Source organism: Streptomyces sp. NPDC045967 (assembly GCF_056430495.1).
Window position 1 is genome coordinate 673828 of the sequence record NZ_JBWKLE010000002.1, and the last position, 23849, is coordinate 697676.

A 23849-nucleotide genomic window follows, 5' to 3' on the forward strand; every position below is an offset into this window, starting at 1 on the left:
CCGGTAGGGGGTGGAGGAGAGCAGGGCCGCCGCACGGCCCCGCGCGCTCGGCGGCCCCGCGCGCGGCCGTCAGGCGGAGGCGGTGTCGCCCGGTCGCACCACGCCCGACTCGTACGCGAAGATCACGGCCTGCGCCCGGTCGCGCAGGCCGAGCTTGGCCAGCACCCGTCCGATGTGCGTCTTGACCGTCTGCTCCGCCAGCACGAGGTGGCCCGCGATCTCCTGGTTCGACAGCCCGCGCGCGATCAGTTCCAGCACCTCGGTCTCCCGGGGCGTGAGGCCGTTCAGCCGCAGTGACGGATCCTTGCGCGGCGCCGGGCGCCGCTCCACGAAGTCGGCGATCAGCCGCCGCGTCACCGAGGGGGCCAGCAGCGCCTCGCCTCCGGCCACGATCCGGACGGCCGCGATCAGGTCGGCCGGCGGCGCGTCCTTCAGCAGGAACCCCGAGGCTCCCGCGCGCAGCGCCTCGTACACGTAGTCGTCGATGTCGAAGGTCGTCAGCATCAGCACCTTCGGCAGGTGCACCACCCCGGGCGGGGGATCGAGGAGTTCCCGGGCCGCCGTCAGCCCGTCCATCTCCGGCATCCGGACGTCCATCAGCACCACGTCGGGGTGCGTGGAGCGGGAGACCGCCACCCCCTGCCGGCCGTCGGGCGCCTCGCCCACCACGTCGATGTCGGCCTGAGCCGACAGCAGCGCGGCGAATCCCGCCCGCACCATGGCCTGGTCGTCGACGATGATCACTCGGATGGTCAACTGGGTTCCTCGTCCGGGGTGTTCAGGGGCAGTCGGGCGGCGACCCGGAAGCCGCCGTCGGGCAGCGGGCCGGTGTCCAGCGTCCCGCCGGTCAACCGTACGCGCTCCCGCATCCCCACCAGCCCGTGGCCGGTGCCGGAACTCTCCAGCGCCACCACGGCGCCAGGGGCCGGGCCGTTGACCACGAGCACCAGCACCTCCTCCTGGTCGACGCCCACCGAGACCCGGGCGGCCGCCCCCGGCGCGTGCCGGACCACGTTGGCGAGCGCCTCCTGCACGATCCGGTACACCGACAGGTCCACGGCGGGCGGGGCCGCCCCGGCCGCGTCCGCGGCCAGCGACAACTCCACGGGCTGCCCGGCCCGTACGGTCGCCTCCACCAGCTGCTGGATCCGGTCGATCCCCGGCTGCGGCGCCTTCTCCGCCTCGGCCCGCTCCGTGCCGTCCCCGCGCAGCACGGTCAGCAGCCGCCGCATCTCGCCCAGCGACTCCCGGGCACTGGCGGCGATCGCCGCGAACTCCTCCCGCACCGGCTCCGCCATGCCCGGCAGCCGGTAGGGCGCGGAATCGGCCTGCACGGTGATCACCGACATGTGGTGGGCCACCACGTCGTGCAGTTCCCGTGCGATCCTCGCCCGTTCCTCGAGCAGCGTGCGCCGGGCCCGCTCCGCGTCACTGATGCTCTCCTGCTCGGCGATCCGCTGCCGCGCGTCGCCGAGCCCGCGCAGCGCGCCGGTCAGGGCCAGCACCACCCCGCCGAGTACGAACATCAGCGCTGCGGTGTTCGTCGAGCCCGTCGGCGCGAAGAAGCCCAGCACCGCCCCGACCGCGCCGGTGGCCAGCCACACCCCGACCAGGGTCCGGATGGATTCGCGCAGCCCGAGGCAGGCCATCAGCAGCAGGTAGCCGACGATGGTCATCGGCGGCCACGGCCAGGCCTGCGTCCCCGTCAGGTCCGCGTGGATCAGCAGCACCGCGCCGACCGTGTCGGAGAACAGGATCAGGGCCCAGGCGGCCAGGGGACGGGTCACGGCGAGCAGCAGCGGCACGGTCTGCGCCACGCCGAGCGCGCCCGACCAGCCGCCGCCCAGTCCGTACGCGTTGGCCAGCACGGTGATGGTCACCGGCAGCAGGGTCACCACGAAGACCCCGGCCACGACGAACGGCAGCATCCGCTGCCAGCCCCGGGGCGCCTGCGCGAACAGGGGCTCGCCCGGCCGGGCGGGCGAGCGCAGCACGACGGCCCCCCGCCCCCCGGACACCCGGTGGGCGGGGGAGGAGGGCACGGTGCGGGCGCGTTCGGGGCCACGGCCGGGCAGCCGGAAGCGGGCTCTGTCGCTCATGATCCGACCAGCCTATGCCCCACCGGACCCGGGGACGGGCCGCCCGCCGGCCTGCCGGCCCGCCGGACGGGCCCCGCCGCCCGCGGTGCGCGCGGCTCGCGACCCGAGCGGCCGGCTCCGCCCCGCCCCCCGCCGTGGCGCTCGGGAGCATCCACTCGTACCCCCGCGAGGACCCTGCTCGTTGTCCCGGCATGGAACTGCCGACCATCGCGGCGCCGGGCGTCGGGGAACGGGCCGACGCCGTGGCCGATGCCGCCTGCCACCTCTACGACACCGTCGCGCCCTGGCGGACCGGCGTGCCCGGCGGGTGGAGCCGTACCGCCGCCGAGGACGCAGCCGAGGCCATCGAGACCACCGCCCGCGCCCTCGCCCACATCGACCCCGGGGCCGAGGTGGTGCTCGCCCCCGTCCACGCCGCCCTGGCCGACCTGCGCCGCCGGCTCGGCCTCGCGCCCGCCGATCCGCTGACCGCGGCCGGCCTCCCGGCGACCCCGCGCTCGGTCGGCAACCCGCGCCGGACGCGCCGGGTGCGGGCGCTCACCCCGCCGGCGCCCCGGCAACCGCCTTCTCGTACAACTTCCTGACGTCCGCCCCGAAGTAGGAGCTGTACGAGGTGTCGGCGGTGTCCCCGCCGGTCTTCCAGCCGCCGATCACCCCGATCACGTCGCCGGTCCCGGTGCGGGAGTCGTAGCGGAGCAGGAACGGGCCGCCGCTGGTGCCGCCGGGGTAGCCGGTGCAGTCGATCCGCAGGAACGAGCCGGGGATCCCCGGGTCCCGGCTGGTGAACTTCGTCGTCCGGTTGACGCACCGCCGCGGGCGGGCCGCCGAGGCCGGATGGCCGATCAGCGTGACCCGAGGATGCGCGTAACGAGCGCCCGTGACGAGGCGGTTGCCGCCCACGACCTCCTGCACGGGGACCCCGGCGGAGTTCGGTCCCACCCGGGCGAAGGCCACGTCCAGCGAGGCCGCGCGGTCGGCGCCCCGGGACCGGTAGCGCGGGTCGATCCAGATCAGGGAGCGCCCGTCGCCGTCCCGCAGCACGGGGAACATCCCGTACGGCTGGGGGTTCGCCCGCGTGTACCGCGGTACGAACGCCACCCGCCGGGTGTCCGCGCCGAGCAGGCAGTGCGCCGCGCTGAGCACAAGATCGCGCCCGGGGGAGGCGACCACGCTCGCGGTGCAGAAGTAGGACCCGGCGCCCTTGACCACGAACATCCGGCCGACGACCGGGATGCCGTCGAAGTTCTGCCCGACGCCCGGCGTCGCGGCAGCCGGCCTGCGCACGGGCGGGATCCGCGGGTCCGGCGGCGGGCCGTCCCCCTCGGCGGACAGCGGCGCGGGCTCCGCCGAGGGCAGCGGGACGGCGGAGGCCATCCGCTCCGCGGTCCAGAAGGCCTGCGCCTCCCGGGCGGACCACCGGCCCGGCGCCGCCTGCGCGGCGCCGCCCGTGCCGGGCAGCGGCCCGGCCGGCAGCAGCAGGGCGGCGACCGCCGCCGCCATCGTCAAGGTACGTCGCATGCGGTCTCCTAGAGCGCCTGGGGGAAGCGGAACAACCGGTCGGGGTCGTAGGCGCGGCGGACGCCCTGCAGCCGGGGGAGGTTCGGCCCGTAGTAGGCCTCGCGCCAGCCGTCGAGCCGCGGATCGGCGTAGTTCTGGTAGGCCCGGCCGCTCGCCCAGGGGCGCAGGTCCTGCCAGAGGCCGTCGAGCCACGCCTGGTGCCGGGCCACGTCGGCGGCCGGGGCGGACCGCGGCCAGGAGGCGAGGTACTGGCCGAGGAAGGCGCTGTCGCGGTGGACGAAGGCGGTGTCGAAGGCCCCGGTCCGGTTCAACGCGCCGCCGCACACCCCGTCGAACTGCACCACGCCGACGCCGCCGGGCGGGACCGCGGTCCCGTGGCACCGCAGCGCGGCCAGTACCGCGCCCACCGCGGCGTCCGGCAGACCGGCGCCCGACCAGAAGTCGGAGCGCGCCGCGTAGGAGTCCCGGCCCAGCAGGCCCCCCGGGTCCCGGCCGGGCAGCGTCCCCGGCAGCCGGCACTGCGCCGCGCTCCGCTCCAGGCACCCCGACAGGGTCCGCACGGTGTCCCCGTAGCTCCGTACGACGCTCCAGGCGTCCCGCTCCGGCCGGCCGACCAGGTCCACCAGGCGGGTCAGCTGCCGGTCCAGCTCGGTGCGGCCGTCCAGGGAGACCACCCGGACCGCCGGGGGCGGCACGGCGGACCCCGCCCCGACCGTGAACTCCACCTGGGACCACAGCGGATCGGGGAGTCCGGCCAGCCAGCGCTGCCAACCGTGCAGGACGGCCGCCGAGTCGGCGGCCGACCAGTGCAGTTCGGCGAAGGCGCAGTCACCCGCCGGGTGGGTGCGCAGCCGGAAGGCGGTGACCACCCCGAAGTTGCCGCCCCCACCGCCGCGCAGCGCCCAGAACAGCTCCGGGTCCCGGTCGGTGGAGACCTCGCGGACGGCCCCGTCGGGCGTGACCACCTCGGCGGAGGTGAGCCGGTCGCAGGTGGCGCCGTACGCCCGGGAGGCCAGGCCCAGGCCGCCGCCGAGGGTGAGGCCGGCGATGCCGACGGAGGGGCACAGCCCCGTCGGGACGGCGAGCCCGCGCGCGGCGAGCGCCGCGTTCACGTCCCCGAGCCTGGCCCCCGCGCCGACCCGGACGCCGTCCCCGTCGATTTCCGTCCCGGCCATGGCGCCGACGTCGACGACCAGCGCGCCCGTGCGGGTGGACCAGCCCGCATAGCCGTGCCCGCCGCCCCGGGCGACGACCGGCATGGCCGTGCGCCGGGCGAAGTCCAGGCAGGCGGCCACGTCGTCCGCGTGCGCGGGATACGCCACCGCGCGCGGGGCCACCGTGTCGTAGCGGGGCTGGAACTGCTGCCGCGCCTCCTGGTACTCCCGGTCGCCCGGGAGCACCAGGCGTCCCTCGATCCCGCGGGCGAGCGCGGCGAAGTCGGGGCCCCGGCCGCGCGCCCCCACGGAGGCGAGGACGGCCGCGGCCGCGCTGCCCAGGACCTGGCGCCGACGGAGGGTCATCCCCCCTTCCTGCCACCGCCCGGCCCGATCGGCGTGCAGGCGGGCCCCCACACACCGGGCTGACCCCCGAACGGCCCACGGCCGGCCGGTACCGCCGGGGCGGGTACCGGCCGGCCGCGGGCCGTACGGGGCGGGCCTTGCCCGCTGCCGGTCAGTCGGTGCCGAACTCCATCGCGGCGCGGTCGAGCATCTGCTCGTCGTCGCCCTCGGCGCGGCCGCGCGAGGCGATGACGTCGGCGCCGCCTTCCGGCATCGCACCGATCAGCCCCGTCGAGGCGGCCTGGGCTGCCCCGATGAGGGTCTCGTGCGTGTTGCCGACGATGCCGAGAGCCGCGTACTGCTCCAGCTTGGCGCGGGAGTCGGCGATGTCGAGGTTGCGCATGGTGAGCTGGCCGATCCGGTCCACCGGGCCGAACGCCGAGTCCTCGGTGCGCTCCATGGACAGCTTGTCCGGGTGGTAGCTGAACGCCGGTCCGGTGGTGTCGAGGAGCGAGTAGTCCTCGCCGCGGCGCAGCCGCAGGGTCACCTCGCCGGTGACGGCCGCGCCGACCCAGCGCTGCAGCGACTCGCGGATCATCAGCGCCTGCGGGTCGAGCCAGCGGCCCTCGTACATCAGGCGGCCGAGGCGCCGGCCCTCGTTGTGGTACTGCGCGAGGGTGTCCTCGTTGTGGATGGCGTTGACCAGGCGCTCGTAGGCGGCGTGCAGCAGGGCCATGCCCGGGGCCTCGTAGATGCCGCGGCTCTTCGCCTCGATGATGCGGTTCTCGATCTGGTCCGACATGCCCAGGCCGTGGCGGCCGCCGATGGCGTTCGCCTCCATGACCAGCTCGACGGGGGAGGCGAACTCCTTGCCGTTGATCGTCACCGGGCGGCCCTGGTCGAAGCCGATGGTCACGTCCTCGGCCGCGATCTCGACCGACGGGTCCCAGAACCGTACGCCCATGATCGGCTCGACGGTCTCGACGCCCGTGTCGAGGTGCTCCAGGGTCTTCGCCTCGTGGGTGGCGCCCCAGATGTTGGCGTCGGTGGAGTAGGCCTTCTCGGTGCTGTCGCGGTAGGGGAGGTCGTGGGCGAGCAGCCACTCCGACATCTCCTTGCGGCCGCCGAGCTCGGTGACGAAGTCGGCGTCGAGCCACGGCTTGTAGATGCGCAGGTGCGGGTTGGCGAGCAGGCCGTAGCGGTAGAACCGCTCGATGTCGTTGCCCTTGAAGGTGGACCCGTCACCCCAGATCTGCACGTCGTCCTCGAGCATCGCCCGGACCAGCAGCGTGCCGGTGACGGCGCGGCCCAGCGGCGTCGTGTTGAAGTACGCGCGCCCGCCCGAGCGGATGTGGAACGCGCCGCAGGTGAGTGCGGCCAGGCCCTCCTCGACCAGCGCGGCACGGCAGTCGACCAGGCGCGCGATCTCGGCGCCGTACGCCGTCGCACGGCCGGGCACCGACGCGATGTCGGGCTCGTCGTACTGGCCGATGTCGGCGGTGTAGGTGCACGGGACGGCACCCTTGTCGCGCATCCACGCGACCGCGACGGAGGTGTCGAGGCCGCCGGAGAAGGCGATGCCGACGCGTTCGCCGGTGGGCAGGGAGGTGAGAACCTTTGACATAGGAAGAGTATGCGTCATCCTGCATGATCATGCAACGTCGGCCCCCCTTCCGGGATGCGTGTCCCCCCGGCGCGGCCGCCTCCGGCCCTCACCCCTCCGTCAGCGGATTGGGCAGCTCCGCCCACTGGTCGCCCGGCACGTCCGGGCTCAGCCGCATCAGGGTGAGCGCCTTGGTGGGCAGTGTTCCGGTCAGCAGCGCCTCGGTGTCGGGGGTGCGGGGCAGCCCGGCCGCGGCGGTGGCGAAGGCCCCGGCGAACGCCCCGGCCGAGCCCGCCGCCGCGCCCAGCGCCCCGGTCAGCACGGAGCCGAACAGCTTGCGCCGCAGGAGGGTCACGTCGTCGGTGATCAGCCGCCCGGACAGGGGCGGAACCGGCAGCCCGTGCCGGACCAGCCGGGCGGGGCTGATCCGGATGTCGGCGAGGTCGCGGTAGACCAGGCGCACGGGGGCGCCGGAGGCCGAGACCACGACCAGCAGGTTCTGGCCGTGGGCCTCCAGCGCCACGCCCAGCTCCAGCACGCGCAGGCACACCGACAGCACGAGACGGGCGAACTCCGCCAACCAGGACGCCGAGCGCGCCGGGGGGAACCAGGCCAGCCCGGCCACCGGCAGCACCCGTTCACCGGCGGCGGCGTCCGCGTACACCTCCGGCGGCTCGCGCAGGACGGCCGCGAGGTCGGAGCCGTGCGCGCAGAGCGCGCCCAGCGTGCGGGTCACGTGCAGCCGCCCGTCGAGCCGCCCCGCCAGCGCCTGGGCGAAGTCGGACACGGCCGCAGCCGTCTCGACCGAGTAGCCGGAGATGTCCCGTACGGAGGAGGTCAGCCGGGTGCTGAGCGCCGTCTTGACGTGCGCTCCGCCCGCCACCGGGGCGAGCGTCCGCAGCGCCATCAACGGACGCGCCGCGAACCCGGCCCGCGTGCGCCGGTGCGCCAGCACGTGCTCGGCCTGCCACGGATGCACCGGGACCAGGATCCGCTCGCCGTCCCGCAGCCGCGCCGGCCAGTCGCCGGTGACCAGGCACTCCCCGGCCGGTACGGCGGTCAGCCCGAGCCGCACCACCGGCCGGTGCTCGGGCGCGTACGCCAGCTGCTCGGCCACCGAGAAGCCGGGACGGGACCGGCAGTTCGGGTGGTAGGGGTGTCCGTCGACCACGCGCTGTTCCCACTCGTCGGTGGTGCGCGGGGCGGGGTCGTCCGCGTCCGCGGCGGGCTGCCCGGCCCGGGAGAGCGCGAGGGAGGCCGTGCTCCCGTCCAGTTCGGCGGCGAACGCCTCACCGTGCGGCACGCCCAGTGCGGCCATCAGCCCGGCGGGCCGCCGGTGGGGTTTGCCGTCGAGCAGCACCTCCCGCACGTACGCGGTGGTGGCGTAGGCGTCCGGCGCCGGGCCCTCCAGGCGGGCGCCCCCGGCCAGCAGCAGCGCCAGACCGTCGGCGGTCCGCTCCCGCCCCACCACCCACGGCAGGGGTTCGAAGGCCAGGGCCCGCCACAACCGGGTCAGCACGGCGGCCCGCGCCCCGCCCAGCGCGGCGGTGTACGCCGGCTCGAGCGCCGGGCGCACCGAGGTCAGCTCTGCTGCGACCGCCTCTTCGGCGGGGGATGCGGGAAAGTACATGCCGGGAGCTCCGCACGTCTGGGTGTCGCTTGTCAGGATGATCACGTCATCATCGCGGATACTGATGATCACGACCGGTGGGCGCTCGCACGGACCCCCGGCGCACCGGACAGGACCGAATGGAACCAGTGGACCCCAACACCGCCGCCGACGCCTACGCGGCCACCCCCCTCCTGAACTGCCTGCTCCGGGAGGCCGCCGAGCCGGCCGACGGCCACGGCGCGGGGGTCCACCGGCTCCAGGGCAGCGGCCGCCTCCTGCGGGTACGGGGCCTGCGCCGACCCGGGCGCCCGGAACTGCGCACCCCGGACGGCTGGCATCCGCTCAGCCACGCCGAACTGGTCAAGCTCACCTCCGACGAACTGGGCCGCTACACCGGCGCCTCGAACGACGAGCTGCCGATCGAGATCAACGACAGCCGCGATGCCGTCGCCGCGCTGCTGGCCGCCCGCTCCGCCGCCGAGCCGCCGGCCGACCCCTACCTCCTCTCCGAGCAGTCCCTGGTCATGGGCCACCCGCACCACCCGGCGCCCAAGGCCCGGGGCGGCGCCCCGGCCGCGAGCTGGCTGCCGTACGCGCCGGAGGCCCACGCCCGCTTCCCGCTCGCCTTCCTGGGCCTGCGTGAGGACCAGGCCGTCGAGGAGGGCGGGGAGGCGGCGGCCGCGGCGATCGACTCCCTCGCCGACATCCTCGGCGGGCCCCGCCCGCCGGCCGGCTACCGGCTGCTGCCGGCCCACCCCTGGCAGCTGGACCTGGTGGGCTCCCGGTCCCCGGTGCGCGCGGCCTTCGCCGACGGGCGGCTGCTCCGGCTCGGCGAGAGCCGCCTGCCCGCCTGGCCCACCGCCTCGATCCGGACCCTGTACGCCCCCGGGGCCGGAGCCGACCTCTTCGTGAAGTTCAGCCTCGACGTGCGGATCACCAACGACGTGCGCCGGCTGTGGCGCCACGACCTGCTGAAGCTGCGGCGCACCGACGCGGCGGTCGAAGCGGGCTTCGCCGCGCTGCGCCGGACTGGCTCGGGCGCCGCCTGGCTCGCCGACCGCGGCTATCGCACCGCGGGCTTCGCCTTCGAGGAACTCGCCGTCCTGGTCCGCGACGGCTTCGGCCGGCGCGAGAGCCGCGCGGGAAGCGAGGGACGCGGCGGACAGGGGGGACGCGGCGGCAGCGGGGGACACGGGGCGTTCGGGCACCTGGTGCCCGGCGCCACTCCGCTGCTGGCGGCCGCCCTCGCCGAGGGCTACCCGGGCAGTCCGCTCGCGCTCACCGCCGACCCGGCCGGCTGGTGGCGGGCGTACCTGCGCCAGGTGGTGCCCCCGGTACTGGAGTTGTTCGCCCGCCACGGCATCGTGCTGGAGGCGCACCTGCAGAACACGCTGGTCGCCGTGGACGCGGCGGGCATGCCGGTCCAGGCCCTGTTCCGCGACGCGGAGGGCGTCAAGCTGCTGCCCGACCTCGAGCGGGGGGCCGCCTGGCAGCGCCTGGTCTACTGCCTGGTGGTCAATCACCTGGCGGAGATCGCCGGGGCGCTGGGTGAACGGCATCCGGACATCTCCGCGCTCGTGTGGCCGGCGGTCCGCGAGGAGTTCCTGCGCTACGACGCCGAACGCGGGCTCCCCGAGATCGCGGCCCTGCTCACCGGCGCCGCACTGCCGGCCAAGACCAACCTGCTGCTGCGCTGGACCCGTGCGGACGGTGCGGACGCACGGTACCTGCCGCTCGCCAACCCGCTGCGGGGGTAGGGAACCGGCCAAGGTGCAGGTGGTACCCGATCTCGCGGCACCCAAAGGTATAGACCAATGCTAGGTTGGTCGGGCAGAACGCGCAGTCCTTGACCACCCGTCAGAGGAGAAGCCATGCCCTCCCCTTCGCGGGGCGGCGGCCCGGCCGCCATGCCCAAGTACCAGCGCATCGCCGCAGCGCTGCGGGACGAACTCGAACGCGCCGCCCACGCCCCCGGCGGCAGACTGCCCTCGGAGCGCAGCCTGGCGGAGCGCTACCAGGTGAACCGGCAGACCATCCGGGCCGCGCTCCAGCACCTGCGCGAGGAGGGGCTCGTCGTCACCGGCCGCCGGGGCACGCGCGCGGTCGCGGCCGCGGAACCGGCCGCGACGGCGCCGGGATCCGCCGTGCGCGGCTCCACCGCGCCGGGGTCCGCCTCTGCGCGGCCCGCCGCGGCGGGGCCCGCGTCGCCGGGGTCGTCCTCAGTGGTGCGCGCGGCCGGACCGGCGGCGGGGCGTGCTCCCGCGCCCGTGCGCACCCACCACTGGCTCACGCTGGTCACCGTGCCGCCCTCGCTCGCCGCGCTGCTCGGCATGAACGGCGGCGAGCCGACCCTGGTCCTGCACTGCCGCGAGCGCGGTCCGGCGGGCGAGACCCTGCGGCACGCCGTCACCTACCTCAGCCGGGAGGCCGTCGAGCGGAGCCCCGAGCTGGCCGCCTACCGCGACCGGCGGGCGGCGGTGCGCGACGAGGACCTGACCCCCCTGCACGGCTGGCTCGCCCGGGCCGAGGAGGACGGCCGGGTCACCGAGACGCTGACGATGACCCGCGTCACCCAGCCGCCGGGCGCCGCCCGCAGCTGCGGCCTGGCGATGCGCCGCACCCTGCACGACACCTCGGGCCGGCTGCTCGCCGTCACCGACCTGGACTTCCCCACCTGGGACCGGCTGACCTTCCACCGCGACCTACCCGACGGCACGGGCCGGCAGGACCGCCGTGATCACCTCGCCCGTCCGGTCCCCGGCTTCCGCGTCACGTAGCGGGGCGGCGGACCGGGGCGGCGCCGGGGGTTCGTCGGCGGCGGAGCCCGCCCGGTCGGCGCCCGGGGCTGCCGGGTCGAGGGCGGCGCCCGTCAGCAGGGCGAGCAGTCCGGCCACCTGGACGCCGGCCTCGGCCGGGTGGTGGAAGACCGCGCCGGGGGAGATCTCGTACCGGTTGCGCCGGCCGTCGCGGACGCGCCGCAGGTACCCGTCCGCCTCCAGGTCGGTGACGATCGTCTGCACCGTCCGTTCGGTCAGCCCGCACACCAGGGCGACATCCCTGAGCCGGACGGCCGGGTCCCGGGCGATGGTCACCAGAACACGGGCGTGGTTCGTCAGGAATGTCCAGTTATTGCGCTGAGACGTACTGCCCATGCCGCCATGATGCGATGAGTGATTCATGTGACGCAAGACGTGAAATGCTTTTCCGGTAATTCTTGACGTGAGACGAGAAGCGGTACACCATCTACGGCAGTCAAGGTCCCGCGCCGCAAGCCGACCAGCCCAAGGAGCGAACCCCCATGCCGGTCCCTGCCCCGTACGCCCACACCGGCGCCGTCCCCGGCGGCGCCCCCGCCGCAGCCCCGCACGCCGCGACCTCCCCGGCCGCCGTCCCGAGCCCCCGCCGGGCAGCCGATTCGGCCGCCCGCAGCGCCGGGGTGCCGCGGATCGACGACCCCCGGGAGATGGCCCCCGCGGACGCGAGGGAGCTCTCCAAGGTCTTCTTCCAGCGGCTGCGCACGCTCTCCGAGGGCACCCCGGAGTACCAGTACGTCCGCAACACCCTCATCGAGATGAACGCCTCGCTCGTCCAGTACGCCGTTCGCCGTTTCCGGCACCGCGGTGAGGGCTGCGACGTCGAGGACATCGTCCAGGTGGGCACCATCGGCCTGATCAAGGCCATCGACCGGTTCGACCCGGCCCGCGAGAACGAGTTCTCGACCCTTGCCATGCCGTACATCACGGGCGAGATCAAGCGGCACTTCCGCGACACCTCCTGGGCGGTCCGCGTCCCGCGCCGCCTCCAGGAGCTGCGCATCGACATCGCGAAGGCGAAGGAGTCGCTGACGAGCGAGCTCGACCGCTCGCCGACCGTGGCGGACCTCGCCGACCGTCTCGGCCTCTCGGAGGAAGAGGTCGTCGAGGGGCTGTTCGCCGCCAACGCCCACACCAGCGGCTCGCTGGACGCCCCGCAGGCCACCGCGTACGAGTACGGCGGCGGTCAGCCCGAGGGGCACAGCCTCGCCGAGGTCATCGGCGAGGAGGAGCCGGCCATGGAGCTGGTCGAGGACATCCAGACCCTGGCACCGCTGCTGGAGCGGCTCGGCGAGCGCGAGCGCCGGATGCTGCGGATGCGGTTCGGCCAGGAGCTGACCCAGGCCCAGATCGGGGCCGAACTCGGGATCTCCCAGATGCAGGTCTCGCGGGTGCTGAACCGGGTCCTCGGTCACCTGCGCGACTCGATGCTCGAAGACGGACCGAAGGCGCCGACCGCACCGCAGTCATGAACTGGATCACCTTTGCGTTTGCGTAGGTGACTGCCGGGAATTCGGTGGCCTGGAGCGGAACCATGCCCTCCGGCGCACGGCGCGCCGGGGGGCATGGCGCACGCGGGCAGATCCCGCCCCGCTCCGCGGCCCGCCGGCCGGGAGGCCGGCGCGCGCCGCCACCGGTACGACCCGCGAGGTGCATGTGTCCACGCTCCAGGCCGAGCACGTCTACAAGGTGTTCGGCAGACACCTCGACCAGGAGGCGGCGGGGGTCCGTGCGCTCCGCGACGGCGCCGACCGCGAGGAGCTGCGCGCCGACGGCACGACGGCCGCGGTGATCGACGCCTCCTTCCGCGTCGAGCCCCGCGCAGTTCAAGGGGCGCGTCATCGGCATCGAGCCGAGCGCCGGAGCCATGTCGATCCTCAAGGACAAGGTGCTCGCGGAGTACGGCCTGGAGGGCGAGTACCAGGTCGTCGACGGCTCCACGCCCGGCATGCTCGCCGAGCTCAAGCGCGCCTACGAGAAGAAGGAGCCCGTGGTGACCGTGCTGTGGTCCCCGCACTGGGCGTACTCCACGTACGAGCTGACCAAGCTGGAGGACCCGAAGGGGGCCTGGGGCAAGGGCGACGGCATCCACACCCTGGCCCGCAAGGGCTTCGCCGCCGACGAGCCGGAGGTGGCCCGCTGGCTGAGCTCCTTCAAGCTCACCGAGCAGCAGCTGACCGGCCTGGAGGCGGAGATCCAGGACACCGGCAAGGGCAAGGAGCAGCAGGCGGTCCGGGCCTGGCTGGCCGAGCACCCCGAGGTCGCCCTGCCGGCCTGAGCGTGTGTGCCCCGGGGCCCGCTCCCTGCGGCCCCGGGGCGGGCGGTTGGTCACCAAGTGCCCGCAAGAAGACCGGAATCCTCCTGGTGACCACACCTCTGACCAGCCAGAACACTGGATGATCCGCCCGTGCGAAGCGGGGCCCCTCCATGGCACAGTGCGTTCGGTACAGCCGCACGACCAGGGAGCCCCCATGCGCGATCCGCACCCCACGCCGCTCGCGACCGCCCCTGCGCTCCCTCCGGCACCCGGTCCGCTGCCCTGCTGCCCGGTGTGCGAGGGCGCGCCGGAACGCATCTCCTGGCGCCAGCGGCCGGGCCGTCCGGTGGTGCTGGTCTTCGAGCCGTGCGGTCACCAGTGGTCCACACCGGTCCCGCCCGTGCTGGTGGTCGCCCTCTGACGCCGAGCCCCATGGGCTGATGGCCTTCCGCCTTCGTGTTCAAAGATGCGTGCACGGAGATGATTTCGAGCATCATCCTTCATAGGGGCTCCGTCGAGCGCTATCTTGCCAGGTGCATGCCAAAGAGGTGTGTCCGCGCATCCGGACCGCACGAGGAGCTGCCCCATGAGACTGCCAGGCATCCACAGGAGCAGGACCAGGACCAGGATCAGCACCAGGGCCGGGACCCGGCGCGGGACGGGGCCGAGAGCGGGCGCGAGGGCGCGAGCCGGCGCCGCGCCCCGGCTCCGCCGCACCCGGGCGGCCCTGGTCGCGGGCCTGCTCGCCGTGGCAGGACTGGCCGCCGCCGGGCCGATGGCCCCGCCCGCCGCAGCGGTCCCCGGCGGGGCCGCGGCCACGGCCGGCGACGTCACCGGCTTCAGTCGGAGCGGCAACACCTTCACCATCACCGCGTCCAGCGGCGCCAAGGCCCGGGTGGTCGTCGCCCGCGCCGACATCTTCCGCCTCTGGCTCGCACCCGACGGGGCCTTCACCGACGACCCGGCCGGCGCCGACCTCGCGCCCACCACCGACTTCGGCCCGGTCGCGACGGGCTGGAGCGACGCGGGCGCGTACTACCGGATCACCACCGGAGCCCTGTCCATCAGGGTCGGCAAGTCACCGCTGCGGTTCTCCGTCTACCGGGCCGACAACACGACCCCGGTCTGGCAGGAGGCCCGGCCCACCAGCTGGACCGGCACCCGGACCACCCAGTACCTCGCCCGCGGCGCCGACGAGCAGTTCTACGGCACCGGTCTGCGCCTGGGCGAATGGGCGCTGCGCGGCAAGACGGTGCCCGTCGCGGTCGACAACAGGTGGCGCGAGAACGACAACGCCAGCCCGGCGCCCTTCTACATGTCGACCAACGGCTACGGCGTCATGCGCAACACCTGGGCACCCGGCTCCTACGCCTTCACCGCCCCCACCGCCCTCAGCCACGACGAGAAGCGCTTCGACGCCTGGTACTTCACCGGCGACTCGCTCAAGTCCGTGCTCGACGCGTACACCGACGTCAGCGGCAAACCGTTCCTGGCACCGATGTGGGGCTTCGAACTGGGCAACGCCGACTGCTTCAACGCCTCGAACCCCGACTACCAGGGCGCTCACGACCGGCTGCGCCACCAGACCACCCCGGACGTGGTGGGGTACGCGGCCGACGCCCGCGCCGCCGACATGCCCTCGGGGTGGTTCCTGCCCAACGACGGCTACGGCTGCGGCTACGCCGCGCCGCTGAAGTCCACCGTGGACGCGCTGCGGAGCAAGGGGTTCCAGACCGGGCTGTGGACCTCCACCGGCCTGGGTTCCATCGCCGATGAGGTCGGCAACGCCGGCAGCCGCGGTGTGAAGACGGACGTGGCGTGGATCGGCAGCGGCTACAAGTACGCCTTCGACGGAGTGCGGCAGGCGGTCGAGGGGATCGAGAAGAACTCCGACGCCCGACGCTACGTCTGGACCGTCGACGGCTGGGCCGGCACCCAGCGCAACGCCGTCGTGTGGACCGGCGACACCCACGGCACCTGGGACGACATGCGCTGGCACGTCCCCGCCCTCACCGGCGCCGGCCTGTCGGCCCTGAACTACGCCGCCGGCGACGTCGACGGCATCTTCGGCGGCAGCCCCGAGACGTACACCCGCGACCTCCAGTGGAAGGCCTTCACCCCCGCCTTCATGACCATGTCCGGGTGGGGCGCGACCAATCCCTCGGCCGGCTACCAGGACAAGCAGCCCTGGCGTTTCGCGGAGCCGTACCGCTCCATCAACCGCCGGTACCTCCAGCTCAAGATGCGGCTGATGCCGTACCTCTACACGATGAGCAGGACCGCGCACGAGACCGGGGTGCCCAGCACCCGGGCGATGGTCCTCGAGTACCCCGACGACCCGGTGGCCCGCGGGAACCTCACCAGCGGCCAGTTCATGGCCGGTGACTCCCTCCTCGTCGCACCGGTCGTCTCCGACACCTCCGTCCGCGACGGCATCTACCTGCCCGCGGGCACCTGGACCGACTACTGGACCGGCCGCACCTACGCGGGTCCGGGGTGGCTGAACGGCTACCGGGCCCCGCTCGACACCCTGCCGCTCTTCGTCAAGGGCGGCGCCGTCGTGCCGATGTGGCCGCAGATGAACTACACGGGCGAGAAGCCCGTCTCCACCCTCACCTACGACATCCACCCACGCGGCGCCTCCTCCTTCAGCCTCTACGAGGACGACGGCCGCACCCGGGCCCACCTCTCCGGCGCCTACGCCCGCCAGCGGGTCGACGTCACCGCACCTGCCTCGGGTTCCGGGACGGTGACCGTCTCCGTCGGGGCCCCCACCGGCGACTACACCGGCAAACCGGCCTCGCGGGGGTACGAGTTCAGCCTCCATGTGGCCTCGGCCCCCACCGCCCTCACGTCGGACGGCGCCGCCCTGCCCCGGCTGGCCTCGAAGGCGGCCTACGACGCGGCCGCCTCGGGCTGGTTCTTCGACCCGGCGGACCGCTCCGGAGTCCTGTGGGTCAAGGCGGGCACGAAGTCGGGCCCGTTCAGCGTCTCGGCCGCGGGCACCACCGTCCCGGCGGCCGGAGCCCTGCCCGCCTCCGGCCCCCTTTCCCCGTCGGGCTGGTCCCTGGTCTCGGCCGACAGCCAGGAGACCGCCGCCGAGAACGGCGCCGCCGTGCGCGCGTTCGACGGCGACCCCGCCACGATGTGGCACACCGCCTGGTCCTCCGGGAAGCCGGCCGCGCTCCCGCACGAGATCCAGCTCGACCTCGGCGCCCGCTACGCGGTGGACGGCCTCGGCTACCTGCCCCGCCAGGACGGCGGGGCCAACGGCCGCGTCGGCGACTACGAGGTCTACGTCTCCGACACCACCGCCGACTGGGGCCCACCCGTGGCGAGCGGCTCCTTCGCCGACACCGCGACCGCCAAGAGAGCCGCCCTGGCCGCGAAGAGCGGCCGCTACGTCAGGCTGAAGGCGCTCACCGAGGCGGGGGGACGCGGCCCGTGGACCAGCGCCGCCGAGATCACCCTCACCGGACGCCCGGCTCCGCCGCCCGCCGGCGCCACCCTCGTCCACGCGGCCTCCGCCGGCTGCACGGACCCGCCGCACAGCTCGACCGCACCCGGCACCGCACCCACCCTCTACACCTGCCACGGAGGCCCGGACCGACGCCGGACCCGCACCCCCTGACGTGCCACCGGCCCGGAGCCCCGCGTGGACGACGCCCTCGGCCCGGCACCGATCGCCGCGGCGAGCTCGGGTCGCCGGGTGAGAGGCAGCAGGGCGGTGCCTGCCGATCGCAGAGCAGCCGCCGCGCATCTGCTGACCCGGGCCGGGCAGGAGATGATGGGAAGCGCAGGTCCGTTTCTGCGAGGTCCGGAGCGAGCGCGGAGGAGGTGTGCGTGCCATGACGGAGCACGACGGCGGTCCGGCGGCGCGGAATCTGGAGGAGGGCCGCTTGCTCAAGGAGCTGGAGGCCATTCACCGCACGCGTCACGAGACGCTGCTGCACGGGTCGGACGACGCCCTGGTCACCCACACGCAGCGGATGAACGAGCTGGAGCACGAGTACGTACGCCGCCACCCGCAGCGGGCGCAGACCGCCGGCCGCACCCGCACGGGGGCCCGGGCCCGCGGTACCGAACAGGATCAGCAGTAGCCGCCCGGTCCCCACGGCGCGCGGCGCGTCGTGAGGGCCGACGGGACGGGGCCGTGGGAGCCGGGCGGCGCGGGGTCAGTCCATGCGCGTGTAGCGCATGCGGGCCCACAGCGGCAGGGCGAACCAGCACAGCAGGTACCAGGCCAGCACGCCCCCGACCAGCCAGGGGACGTACGCGTCGCGCGTCGCCACGCGCAGCACCAGCAGGAGCGCGGCGGTGAGGGTGGCCAGCAGCAGCACGATGCCGGTGAACGTGAGCCGTGAGGCCCAGACGACGGCCTGGGGCTTGATCCGCCGGCCCGCGACGATGCGGTGGAAGGCGACGGGCCCGATGAGGGCGCCCGTGGACAGGGAACCCAGGACGACGGTCACGATGTAGATCGTCTTGTCGGTCTGGGAGAGCCCCTGGAAATGGGGGGTGAAGACGACGGTCAGCAGGAAGCCGAAGAGGATCTGCACGCCCGTCTGGGCGACCCGGATCTCCTGCACCAGTTCCTGCCACCGGCGGTCGGCGCGTTCCTCCTCGCTCTCGTCGCGTCCGTCACCCCGTACGGCGTCGTCTCTTCGCTCGCGCATGCCGCCTCCCGGTGGTGCCCCTCCTTCCCATCGTCTCTCCGTGGCCGGCGAACGGCAGTTCCGTCGGCGCGGAATGGATCAAAGTTGCCTCGAGTGAGACATCTTTGTATCGTTCGAGGCGTAAGGGGCTCATTTTGTTGATCGTCCGATCCGCCCCCGCACCGCGCACCATCCCGAACGGAACCTCATGCAACCCGCCGTGCCCGACCGCCGCCGGTGGATCGTCCTGGCGATCCTCTCCGGCAGCCTCCTGCTGATCTCCATGGACACCACGATCCTCAACGTGGCCTTCCCCTCCCTCGTGGGCGACCTCCGGCCCAGCGCCGTCCAGCAGCTGTGGATCATCGACGTCTACGCGCTCGCGCTGTCCGGCCTGCTGGTCACCGCGGGGGCGCTCGGCGACCGCTGGGGGCGCAAGCGGCTGCTCATGGCGGGCTTCGGCATCTTCGCGCTGGCCTCGCTCACGGCCGTCTTCGCCACCGAGGCATGGCACGTCATCGCGGCCCGCGCCCTCCTCGGCGTCGGCGGCGCTGCCATCATGCCCGCGACCCTGTCGATCCTGCGCAGCGTCTTCACCGACGCCCGGGAGCGGGCCTTCGCCCTCGCCGTCTGGGCGGCCGTGTTCGGCGGCGGCATGGCCGTCGGCCCGGTGGTCGGCGGACTGCTCGTGCAGGACCACGGCTGGCATTCCGCGTTCCTGCTCAACCTGCCCGTCGCCGCCCTCATCGTCGCCGCCGGCCTGCGCCACCTCCCCGAGTCCCGCTCGCCGCGCGGCAGCGGAGCCTGGGACTGGTGGGGTGTCGGCCAGTCCATCGTCGGCATGCTGGCCCTCGCGGGCGGCGTCAAGCAGCTCGGCAAGAGCGGCGCCACCGACCCGCTGCCCTGGGCCCTGCTCGCCGTGGCCGCCGTCGCGCTGACCGTCTTCGTCCGCCGCCAGCTGCGGCGGGACCACCCGCTGCTCCAGGTGAGGCTGTTCGCCAAGCCCGCGTTCAGCGTCGCGGCCACCGCCATCTTCCTGCCCATGGTGGGCATCGGCGCGGTCCTTTTCCTGGTCACCCAGTGGTTCCAGTACGGCCAGGGCTACTCCCCGCTGGAGGCCGGCCTTCGACTGCTGCCCGCCCCGGTCGCCCTGATCTGCGCCTCCCTGGTCGCCCCGGCCCTCATGCGGCGCTTCGCCATCCGGCACGTGCTGGGTGCGGCCCTGGTCGTCCTGGCCGGCGGCATGGCGCTGCCGTGGATCCTCCAGCAGTTCACCGATCTCGGATATCCGGCCTTCGCGGCCGCCCTGACCGTCATGGGCCTGGGCGCCGGCACCGCCACCACCGTCGCCTCGGTCACGCTGATCTCCTCAGCGCCCGCCGACCAGGTCTCCAGCGCCGCCGCCATCGAGGAGACCTGCTACGAGCTGGGCTCGGCCATGGGCGTGGCCGTCCTCGGCTCGACCGCGGCCGCGCTCTACCGGGGCAACCTGCCCGCGCTGGACCTCGACGGGCCGAGCGCCGCCGCGGTCAGGGACTCCGTGGGTGAGGCCGCGCACGTCGCCGAGTCGCTCGGCGGCGCCGTCGGCCAGGCCCTGACCGACACCGCCTCGCACGCCTACACCCTCGCCATCACCCCCGCCTTCCTGATGGCCGGGTGCCTGGCCGTCGCCGCGGCGGCCACGACCTGGGCGCTCATTCCGCGCGATCTGCGGCCCACCGAGAACCACTGATCCGGACCGATCCGAAGACGGGCGGGGCGGGCGCCGGGCCCAGCGTGGTGGTGCCCGGCGCGGCCCGGTGCCCGAGTCCCGTGCGGTAGACGTCGAGAGCGGCCTCGGTCCGGCCCGTCCGGCGCAGCAGATCGCCCAGCATTCGGCACAGGTCCGCCAGGTCACCGCTGGCCCCGCTGCGCTCCAGTAGCGCCAGCGCCTGCACGTAGTGCTCCTCGGCCGTCTCGGGGTCGCCGCGCTCCTCGGCCATCAGGCCGAGCAGCCGGTGCGCGCCACCGGCGTGCACGGCGCCGTGGCTGTCTCCCAGTTCCAGCAGGCTCGAGAGCAGCTCCGCGGCTTCCCCGGAGCGGCCCAGCCGGCGCAGCACGTCCGCCAGCTCCACCTCCACCTGTGCCGTGTACAGGGCGGCGCGCCGGGCGGCCAGCATTTCCCGCGCCGTCCGCAACTCCCGTTCCGCCGCGTCGAGTTCGCCGTTCTGTGCCTGGACGTACCCGCGCATCCAGTGGCAGTGCGCCAGGTCGGTCCGCAGCCGCAGCTGCCCGTAGATCGCCTGGGCCTTGGCGAGCGAGGCATCGGCGTCGGCCACCCGGCCCTCGGCCAGGAACGTCCGGGCCACCTGCCGGTGCATCCCCGCCACCAGGGCCGGATCACTGACCTGCGGGGCCAGTGCGAGGGCGAGCTCGGCGGCGTGCGCGGCGCGGGCGTGGGCGCCCATGTCGATGTACGGCCCGATCACCGCGGCGTACAGCAGGACCAGCGCCTCCGGGTCGGCCAGCCCGCTCCCGACCAGCTCGTCGATGGCGGACTCCAGCAGGTAGCAGGCGTAGCGCAGCTCTCCCGCGAGCAGGTGAGCGACGGCGCGGCCGCGGACGGGGCGGGCCCGGCGGGGGAGCGGCTCGTCGGCCAGCAGGCGTTCGGCCGCCTCGAAGTGACCGATCGCCGCGGACAGTTCCCCCGACTCCAGGGCGCAGTCGCCCAGGCCGAGCAGCGCCTCCGCCTGCTCGGGGAGAAGCGCGAACTCGCGCGCCTCGTCGAGCAGGCGCCGGTAGCGTGCGGCAGCCTCGTCGGCCGCACCGGTGGCGAGCGTCTGCTGCGCGTCGGCGAGGGCCAGCCGCAGCTCGGTGGCCAGGTGCGCGGGGCGGCCGGTGGCCAGTTCCTCGTACGAGGTGCCCAACCGTCCGGCGAGGAAGCGCAGCGCGGCCTCCGACGGGCGCACCCGCCCCGACTCCAGCGTCGAGATGTAGGCGGGGGTGTAGCTCGGCTCCGCCAGCTGCCGCTGCGTCAGGCCCCGTTCGGTGCGCATCCGCTGCACCCTGCTGCCGATGCGGGCCGGTTCGTCCATGGAATCCCCCTGTAGCTCGAACTCCCCAGTATTCAGGGGGATCAGGTCATTGCGCACGCCCCGCGCGCCACCTAGTTTAAGCAACCGGTTCAGCAGACTTAACTCCTTGCTTAACTTCCTTTCCAGGGGGAGGACTTCATGCGTCCAGTCAGAGGCCGGATCAGGGTCCCGGCGCTGCGCGCCGCTCTCGCCGCGGTCTGCGCGGCCGCCGTTCTGGTGCCGGCCGCGCCGGCGGGGGCGGCCGGCCGGCCGCCGGCCGGGTCCGGGGCCGGGGTCGAGGTCGAGATACCGGGGCCGGAGCACGGCGGCGACGCCGGATCCGGCCACGTCCTCGTACCGGCCGCCGGAGCCCGGGAGAAGGGAGCGGGCGGGCTCTCCGCGGCCGAGCGGGAGGCCGACGGACAGGTCGTCAAGATGATCGACAACGGCCCCACCGGCGACCGCCTCGACGTGGTCGTCATCGGTGACGGCTACACCTCCGCCGAGCTGGAGCGGTTCCGGTCCGACGCCCGGCAGAAGTGGGACGAGGTGACGGCCGTCGAGCCGTACACCACCTACCGCAACCTGTTCAACGTGTGGACGGTGGACGCGGTCTCCCGGGAGTCCGGAGTCACCGGCGACCCCACCCCCGCCACCGTCCGCGACACCGCCCTCGGTTCGTACTTCTGGTGCGAGGAGATCGAACGGCTGCTGTGCGTGGACCAGCCCGCGGTCGACGCGTACGTGGCGAAGGCGCCGGAGGCCGACCTGGTCATCGTGCTCGCCAACAGCGCCAAGTACGGCGGAGCGGGCTACAACGAACCGAGCGCCACCCTCGGCTACGAGGGGATATCGACCGCCTCGGCGGGCCATCCGAAGTCGGGTCAGGTGGCCATCCACGAGACCGGCCACTCGCTGGGCAAGCTGGCCGACGAGTACTTCTACCCCGGCGTCCCGGAGTACGAGAAGTACACCGGCCCGGAACCCACCGAGTCCAACAGCTCCGCCCTGCCCGCGGACCGGATGGCCGCCCGGCGGGCCAAGTGGTACCGCTGGCTCGGCGAGACCTCCCCGGACGGCGGTCCGGTCGGCGCGTTCGAGGGCGGCGGCTACTTCGCCACCGGGCTGTACCGGCCCACGGACAACTCGATCATGCGGGTGCTGGGCAAGCCGTTCAACCTGCCCGGCGTCGAGGCGATGATCGGCGGGTTCCACCGGCACGCGCGGACCGTCACGCCCCTCACCCCCACCGACCGGACCCTGCGGGCCCGGGACACGGCGCGGGTGTCGGTGCCCCGGCTCGCCGGACCGGACGACCGTCAGCTCGTCGTCCGCTGGTACCTCGACGGCAGGGAGCTGCAGGGGTTCGAAGGCCGCACCGAGGTCGCGGTCGCCGAGCTGTGGCTGTTCGACCTGCGCTCCCACCGGCTCCAGGTCACCGCCGAGGACCGCACCCCGTCGGTACGCGATCCGCAGACCGCCCGCACGCTGCGGTCCACGGCGCAGTGGACGGTCCGGCTCTGACTCCTGCGCGGCCCGGTCCCTCAGACCCGGCGGTAGACCGCCATCGCCCAGGAGAACAGCCCGAACAGCATGAGCCCGGCGGCGACCGCCACGAGCAGCCACGGTCCCGCCGGGGTCTGGGTGAACGCGCGGAGGGTGTCGTCGACACCCTTCGCCTCCGCCGGGTCGAACTGCACGGCCGCGTACACCACGAAGGCGCCCGCCGCGGCGAACACCGCACCGCGCGCCACGCCGCCGCCGACACCGAGGAACTCGACCGCCTTGCGGACCCCCGGGGACATCCGGCCCGTCTTCAGGTGCTTGAGGAAGCTGCGCATGGCCGCCTTCACGGCGATGACCGCGCCCCCGACGGCTATCGCCGCACCGGCCGCGCCGACCCACCACGGACCGCCCGGCAGCTCCATGACCTTCGCCGTCATGTCCCGCGACTGCTCATCGCCGGACTGCCCGCCGCCGGACCCGGAGGCGAACGACAGCACAGAGAAGGCGACCACTCCGTAGAACACCGCCCGCGCCGCCGACGCCAGCCGCTTCCCCGCCTTGCCGCCGTCCGGACCGGCGGCGCCGAACACCGCCTCCGACAGCCGCCACAGCATCATGCACACCAGCCCGATCCCGACGGCCCACACCAGGAAGCCGCCCATGGGATGCCGGGTCAGCTCCTGGAGCGCGCCCGTGCGGTCCGCCTCCTGCCCGCCCAGACCGAACGCCATCCGCAGGGCGAGCACACCGATGAGCACGTACAGCACGCCGCGCGCCACAAGCCCGCACTTGGCCACCACCTCGCGTCCCGTGCCGCCCTCCGACGCGGTACGAACGCCCTCGCGCCCAGCATTCCGGCGCCCGCCACCCTCGTGTGTACCCTCGACAACCGTCATGCCCCCCGGCTACCCGAGGCGGGCCGAACCATGCTGCGGGCCGCGGCGCGCGCACCGTGCCGCCCCTCGGGCAGCGAACCGGCCGGTGCCGCCGCGAGGGGGAACGCGGCGGCACCGGCCGGAATGCGGAAGTGGACCGGGCGGACTACATCGGGTCCATGCCCCGGTCGTCCATCCGGCCCTCCCGCTCGCTCTGCTCCTGCAGACGGCGGGCCTTGTCGCGCAGCCGCTGGCGCTCCTCGGGATCCTGCGAGCGGTCGGCCGCGTCGTTCAGTTCCTGCGCCTTGGCACGCATCTGCTGGGTCCGGCCGCTGGACTCGCCTGAAAGGCTCATGATC

The 23849-nt window shown here is 74.2% G+C and carries 20 protein-coding genes and 2 pseudogenes; 11 read left to right on the forward strand and 11 right to left on the reverse strand.

Going from position 1 to position 23849, the window contains the following annotated elements; all coding sequences use genetic code 11:
* Positions 1–69: 69 nt before the first annotated feature.
* Both AC07FY_RS06565 and AC07FY_RS06570 read right to left on the reverse strand, forming a co-directional pair.
* Positions 70–756: a response regulator gene (locus AC07FY_RS06565; protein WP_479001337.1), complete on the reverse strand. Its 687-nt coding sequence runs from the start codon at positions 754–756 to the stop codon at positions 70–72.
* A complete protein-coding gene (locus AC07FY_RS06570) occupies positions 753–2099 on the reverse strand; it encodes a sensor histidine kinase (RefSeq protein WP_479001340.1) in 1347 nt (448 codons plus the stop codon). Before AC07FY_RS06570 ends, AC07FY_RS06565 begins: the two co-directional genes overlap by 4 nt.
* Before the next feature lie 191 nt (positions 2100–2290).
* Between AC07FY_RS06570 and AC07FY_RS06575 the strand changes: the two genes are divergently transcribed.
* The gene (locus tag AC07FY_RS06575) at positions 2291–2683 is read left to right on the forward strand and encodes a hypothetical protein (protein WP_479001344.1); all 393 of its coding nucleotides are present in this window, start codon (positions 2291–2293) and stop codon (positions 2681–2683) included.
* On the opposite strand, the gene AC07FY_RS06580 is transcribed toward AC07FY_RS06575, so the two are convergent.
* The 4 genes from AC07FY_RS06580 to AC07FY_RS06595 form a co-directional block, all read right to left on the reverse strand.
* Complete coding sequence (locus AC07FY_RS06580; protein ID WP_479001347.1) at positions 2637–3617, reverse strand: serine protease family protein; 981 nt, start codon at positions 3615–3617, stop codon at positions 2637–2639. The two genes, AC07FY_RS06575 and AC07FY_RS06580, sit on opposite strands and share 47 nt — an antisense overlap.
* 8 nt (positions 3618–3625) lie before the next feature.
* Positions 3626–5137: an FAD-binding oxidoreductase gene (locus AC07FY_RS06585; RefSeq protein ID WP_479001350.1), complete on the reverse strand. Its 1512-nt coding sequence runs from the start codon at positions 5135–5137 to the stop codon at positions 3626–3628.
* Positions 5138–5288: 151 nt separating this feature from the next.
* Positions 5289–6740 carry an argininosuccinate synthase gene (gene argG, locus AC07FY_RS06590; RefSeq protein ID WP_479001353.1) on the reverse strand — a complete coding sequence of 484 codons (1452 nt, stop codon included), beginning with the start codon at positions 6738–6740 and terminating at the stop codon, positions 5289–5291.
* A gap of 88 nt (positions 6741–6828) precedes the next feature.
* Positions 6829–8349 carry an IucA/IucC family protein gene (locus AC07FY_RS06595; protein WP_479001356.1) on the reverse strand — a complete coding sequence of 507 codons (1521 nt, stop codon included), beginning with the start codon at positions 8347–8349 and terminating at the stop codon, positions 6829–6831.
* A 119-nt stretch (positions 8350–8468) separates the two neighbouring features.
* Between AC07FY_RS06595 and AC07FY_RS06600 the strand changes: the two genes are divergently transcribed.
* Entirely contained in the window at positions 8469–10088 is a 1620-nt protein-coding gene (locus tag AC07FY_RS06600) for an IucA/IucC family protein (RefSeq protein ID WP_479001359.1), read from the forward strand.
* 114 nt (positions 10089–10202) lie between these two features.
* Positions 10203–11108 (forward strand): GntR family transcriptional regulator, encoded by a 906-nt coding sequence (locus AC07FY_RS06605; RefSeq protein ID WP_479001362.1) that lies wholly within the window; start codon positions 10203–10205, stop codon positions 11106–11108.
* Here AC07FY_RS06605 and AC07FY_RS06610 read toward each other — a convergent pair.
* Positions 11034–11483 carry a MarR family transcriptional regulator gene (locus AC07FY_RS06610; RefSeq protein ID WP_479001365.1) on the reverse strand — a complete coding sequence of 150 codons (450 nt, stop codon included), beginning with the start codon at positions 11481–11483 and terminating at the stop codon, positions 11034–11036. The two genes, AC07FY_RS06605 and AC07FY_RS06610, sit on opposite strands and share 75 nt — an antisense overlap.
* Before the next feature lie 146 nt (positions 11484–11629).
* Here AC07FY_RS06610 and AC07FY_RS06615 point away from each other — a divergent pair, with 146 nt between their 5' ends.
* The 6 genes and pseudogenes from AC07FY_RS06615 to AC07FY_RS06640 all read left to right on the forward strand — a co-directional run bounded on the left by AC07FY_RS06615 (position 11630) and on the right by AC07FY_RS06640 (position 17501).
* Entirely contained in the window at positions 11630–12616 is a 987-nt protein-coding gene (locus AC07FY_RS06615; RefSeq protein ID WP_479001368.1) for a SigB/SigF/SigG family RNA polymerase sigma factor, read from the forward strand.
* Positions 12617–12794: 178 nt separating this feature from the next.
* Positions 12795–12962 (forward strand): annotated as a pseudogene (locus AC07FY_RS06620) (glycine/betaine ABC transporter ATP-binding protein); the annotation flags it as partial.
* A 4-nt stretch (positions 12963–12966) separates the two neighbouring features.
* A pseudogene (locus AC07FY_RS06625) lies at positions 12967–13422 on the forward strand (glycine betaine ABC transporter substrate-binding protein); the annotation flags it as partial.
* 193 nt (positions 13423–13615) lie between these two features.
* Positions 13616–13822 (forward strand): hypothetical protein, encoded by a 207-nt coding sequence (locus tag AC07FY_RS06630; RefSeq protein WP_479001371.1) that lies wholly within the window; start codon positions 13616–13618, stop codon positions 13820–13822.
* A gap of 165 nt (positions 13823–13987) precedes the next feature.
* Complete coding sequence (locus AC07FY_RS06635; protein WP_479001374.1) at positions 13988–17032, forward strand: TIM-barrel domain-containing protein; 3045 nt, start codon at positions 13988–13990, stop codon at positions 17030–17032.
* A gap of 217 nt (positions 17033–17249) precedes the next feature.
* Positions 17250–17501 carry a DUF6158 family protein gene (locus AC07FY_RS06640; RefSeq protein ID WP_479001378.1) on the forward strand — a complete coding sequence of 84 codons (252 nt, stop codon included), beginning with the start codon at positions 17250–17252 and terminating at the stop codon, positions 17499–17501.
* A gap of 75 nt (positions 17502–17576) precedes the next feature.
* Here the strand turns inward: AC07FY_RS06640 and AC07FY_RS06645 are convergent, their stop codons facing one another.
* Positions 17577–18077, reverse strand: a complete 501-nt coding sequence (locus AC07FY_RS06645) for a DUF6328 family protein (protein WP_479001381.1) — start codon at positions 18075–18077, stop codon at positions 17577–17579.
* 199 nt (positions 18078–18276) lie between these two features.
* On the opposite strand from AC07FY_RS06645, the gene AC07FY_RS06650 reads away from it, so the two are divergent.
* The gene (locus tag AC07FY_RS06650; RefSeq protein ID WP_479001384.1) at positions 18277–19788 is read left to right on the forward strand and encodes an MFS transporter; all 1512 of its coding nucleotides are present in this window, start codon (positions 18277–18279) and stop codon (positions 19786–19788) included.
* Here AC07FY_RS06650 and AC07FY_RS06655 read toward each other — a convergent pair.
* Positions 19751–21130, reverse strand: a complete 1380-nt coding sequence (locus tag AC07FY_RS06655; protein WP_479001387.1) for a helix-turn-helix domain-containing protein — start codon at positions 21128–21130, stop codon at positions 19751–19753. The genes AC07FY_RS06650 and AC07FY_RS06655 overlap by 38 nt on opposite strands.
* Before the next feature lie 138 nt (positions 21131–21268).
* Here AC07FY_RS06655 and AC07FY_RS06660 point away from each other — a divergent pair, with 138 nt between their 5' ends.
* Positions 21269–22633 carry a M64 family metallopeptidase gene (locus tag AC07FY_RS06660; protein ID WP_479001390.1) on the forward strand — a complete coding sequence of 455 codons (1365 nt, stop codon included), beginning with the start codon at positions 21269–21271 and terminating at the stop codon, positions 22631–22633.
* Between the two features lie 20 nt (positions 22634–22653).
* Here AC07FY_RS06660 and AC07FY_RS06665 read toward each other — a convergent pair whose 3' ends face one another.
* A complete protein-coding gene (locus AC07FY_RS06665; RefSeq protein ID WP_479001393.1) occupies positions 22654–23511 on the reverse strand; it encodes a DUF1206 domain-containing protein in 858 nt (285 codons plus the stop codon).
* 145 nt (positions 23512–23656) lie between these two features.
* Entirely contained in the window at positions 23657–23845 is a 189-nt protein-coding gene (locus tag AC07FY_RS06670) for a DUF6381 family protein (protein WP_479001396.1), read from the reverse strand.
* Between the last annotated feature and the right edge of the window lie 4 nt (positions 23846–23849).

Excerpts from the sequence above, each read along its gene's own strand:
- AC07FY_RS06605 (WP_479001362.1), top strand. The coding sequence starts at position 10,203 with ATGCCCTCCCCTTCGCGGGGCGGCGGCCCGGCCGCCATGCCCAAGTAC.
- AC07FY_RS06635 (WP_479001374.1), top strand. The coding sequence starts at position 13,988 with ATGAGACTGCCAGGCATCCACAGGAGCAGGACCAGGACCAGGATCAGC.
- AC07FY_RS06575 (WP_479001344.1), top strand. The coding sequence starts at position 2,291 with ATGGAACTGCCGACCATCGCGGCGCCGGGCGTCGGGGAACGGGCCGAC.
- argG (WP_479001353.1), bottom strand. The coding sequence starts at position 6,740 with ATGTCAAAGGTTCTCACCTCCCTGCCCACCGGCGAACGCGTCGGCATC.
- AC07FY_RS06570 (WP_479001340.1), bottom strand. The coding sequence starts at position 2,099 with ATGAGCGACAGAGCCCGCTTCCGGCTGCCCGGCCGTGGCCCCGAACGC.
- AC07FY_RS06660 (WP_479001390.1), top strand. The coding sequence starts at position 21,269 with ATGCGTCCAGTCAGAGGCCGGATCAGGGTCCCGGCGCTGCGCGCCGCT.
- AC07FY_RS06645 (WP_479001381.1), bottom strand. The coding sequence starts at position 18,077 with ATGCGCGAGCGAAGAGACGACGCCGTACGGGGTGACGGACGCGACGAG.
- AC07FY_RS06630 (WP_479001371.1), top strand. The coding sequence starts at position 13,616 with ATGCGCGATCCGCACCCCACGCCGCTCGCGACCGCCCCTGCGCTCCCT.
- AC07FY_RS06585 (WP_479001350.1), bottom strand. The coding sequence starts at position 5,137 with ATGACCCTCCGTCGGCGCCAGGTCCTGGGCAGCGCGGCCGCGGCCGTC.
- AC07FY_RS06615 (WP_479001368.1), top strand. The coding sequence starts at position 11,630 with ATGCCGGTCCCTGCCCCGTACGCCCACACCGGCGCCGTCCCCGGCGGC.
- AC07FY_RS06595 (WP_479001356.1), bottom strand. The coding sequence starts at position 8,349 with ATGTACTTTCCCGCATCCCCCGCCGAAGAGGCGGTCGCAGCAGAGCTG.
- AC07FY_RS06610 (WP_479001365.1), bottom strand. The coding sequence starts at position 11,483 with ATGGGCAGTACGTCTCAGCGCAATAACTGGACATTCCTGACGAACCAC.
- AC07FY_RS06600 (WP_479001359.1), top strand. The coding sequence starts at position 8,469 with ATGGAACCAGTGGACCCCAACACCGCCGCCGACGCCTACGCGGCCACC.
- AC07FY_RS06580 (WP_479001347.1), bottom strand. The coding sequence starts at position 3,617 with ATGCGACGTACCTTGACGATGGCGGCGGCGGTCGCCGCCCTGCTGCTG.
- AC07FY_RS06670 (WP_479001396.1), bottom strand. The coding sequence starts at position 23,845 with ATGAGCCTTTCAGGCGAGTCCAGCGGCCGGACCCAGCAGATGCGTGCC.
- AC07FY_RS06640 (WP_479001378.1), top strand. The coding sequence starts at position 17,250 with ATGACGGAGCACGACGGCGGTCCGGCGGCGCGGAATCTGGAGGAGGGC.
- AC07FY_RS06665 (WP_479001393.1), bottom strand. The coding sequence starts at position 23,511 with ATGACGGTTGTCGAGGGTACACACGAGGGTGGCGGGCGCCGGAATGCT.
- AC07FY_RS06655 (WP_479001387.1), bottom strand. The coding sequence starts at position 21,130 with ATGGACGAACCGGCCCGCATCGGCAGCAGGGTGCAGCGGATGCGCACC.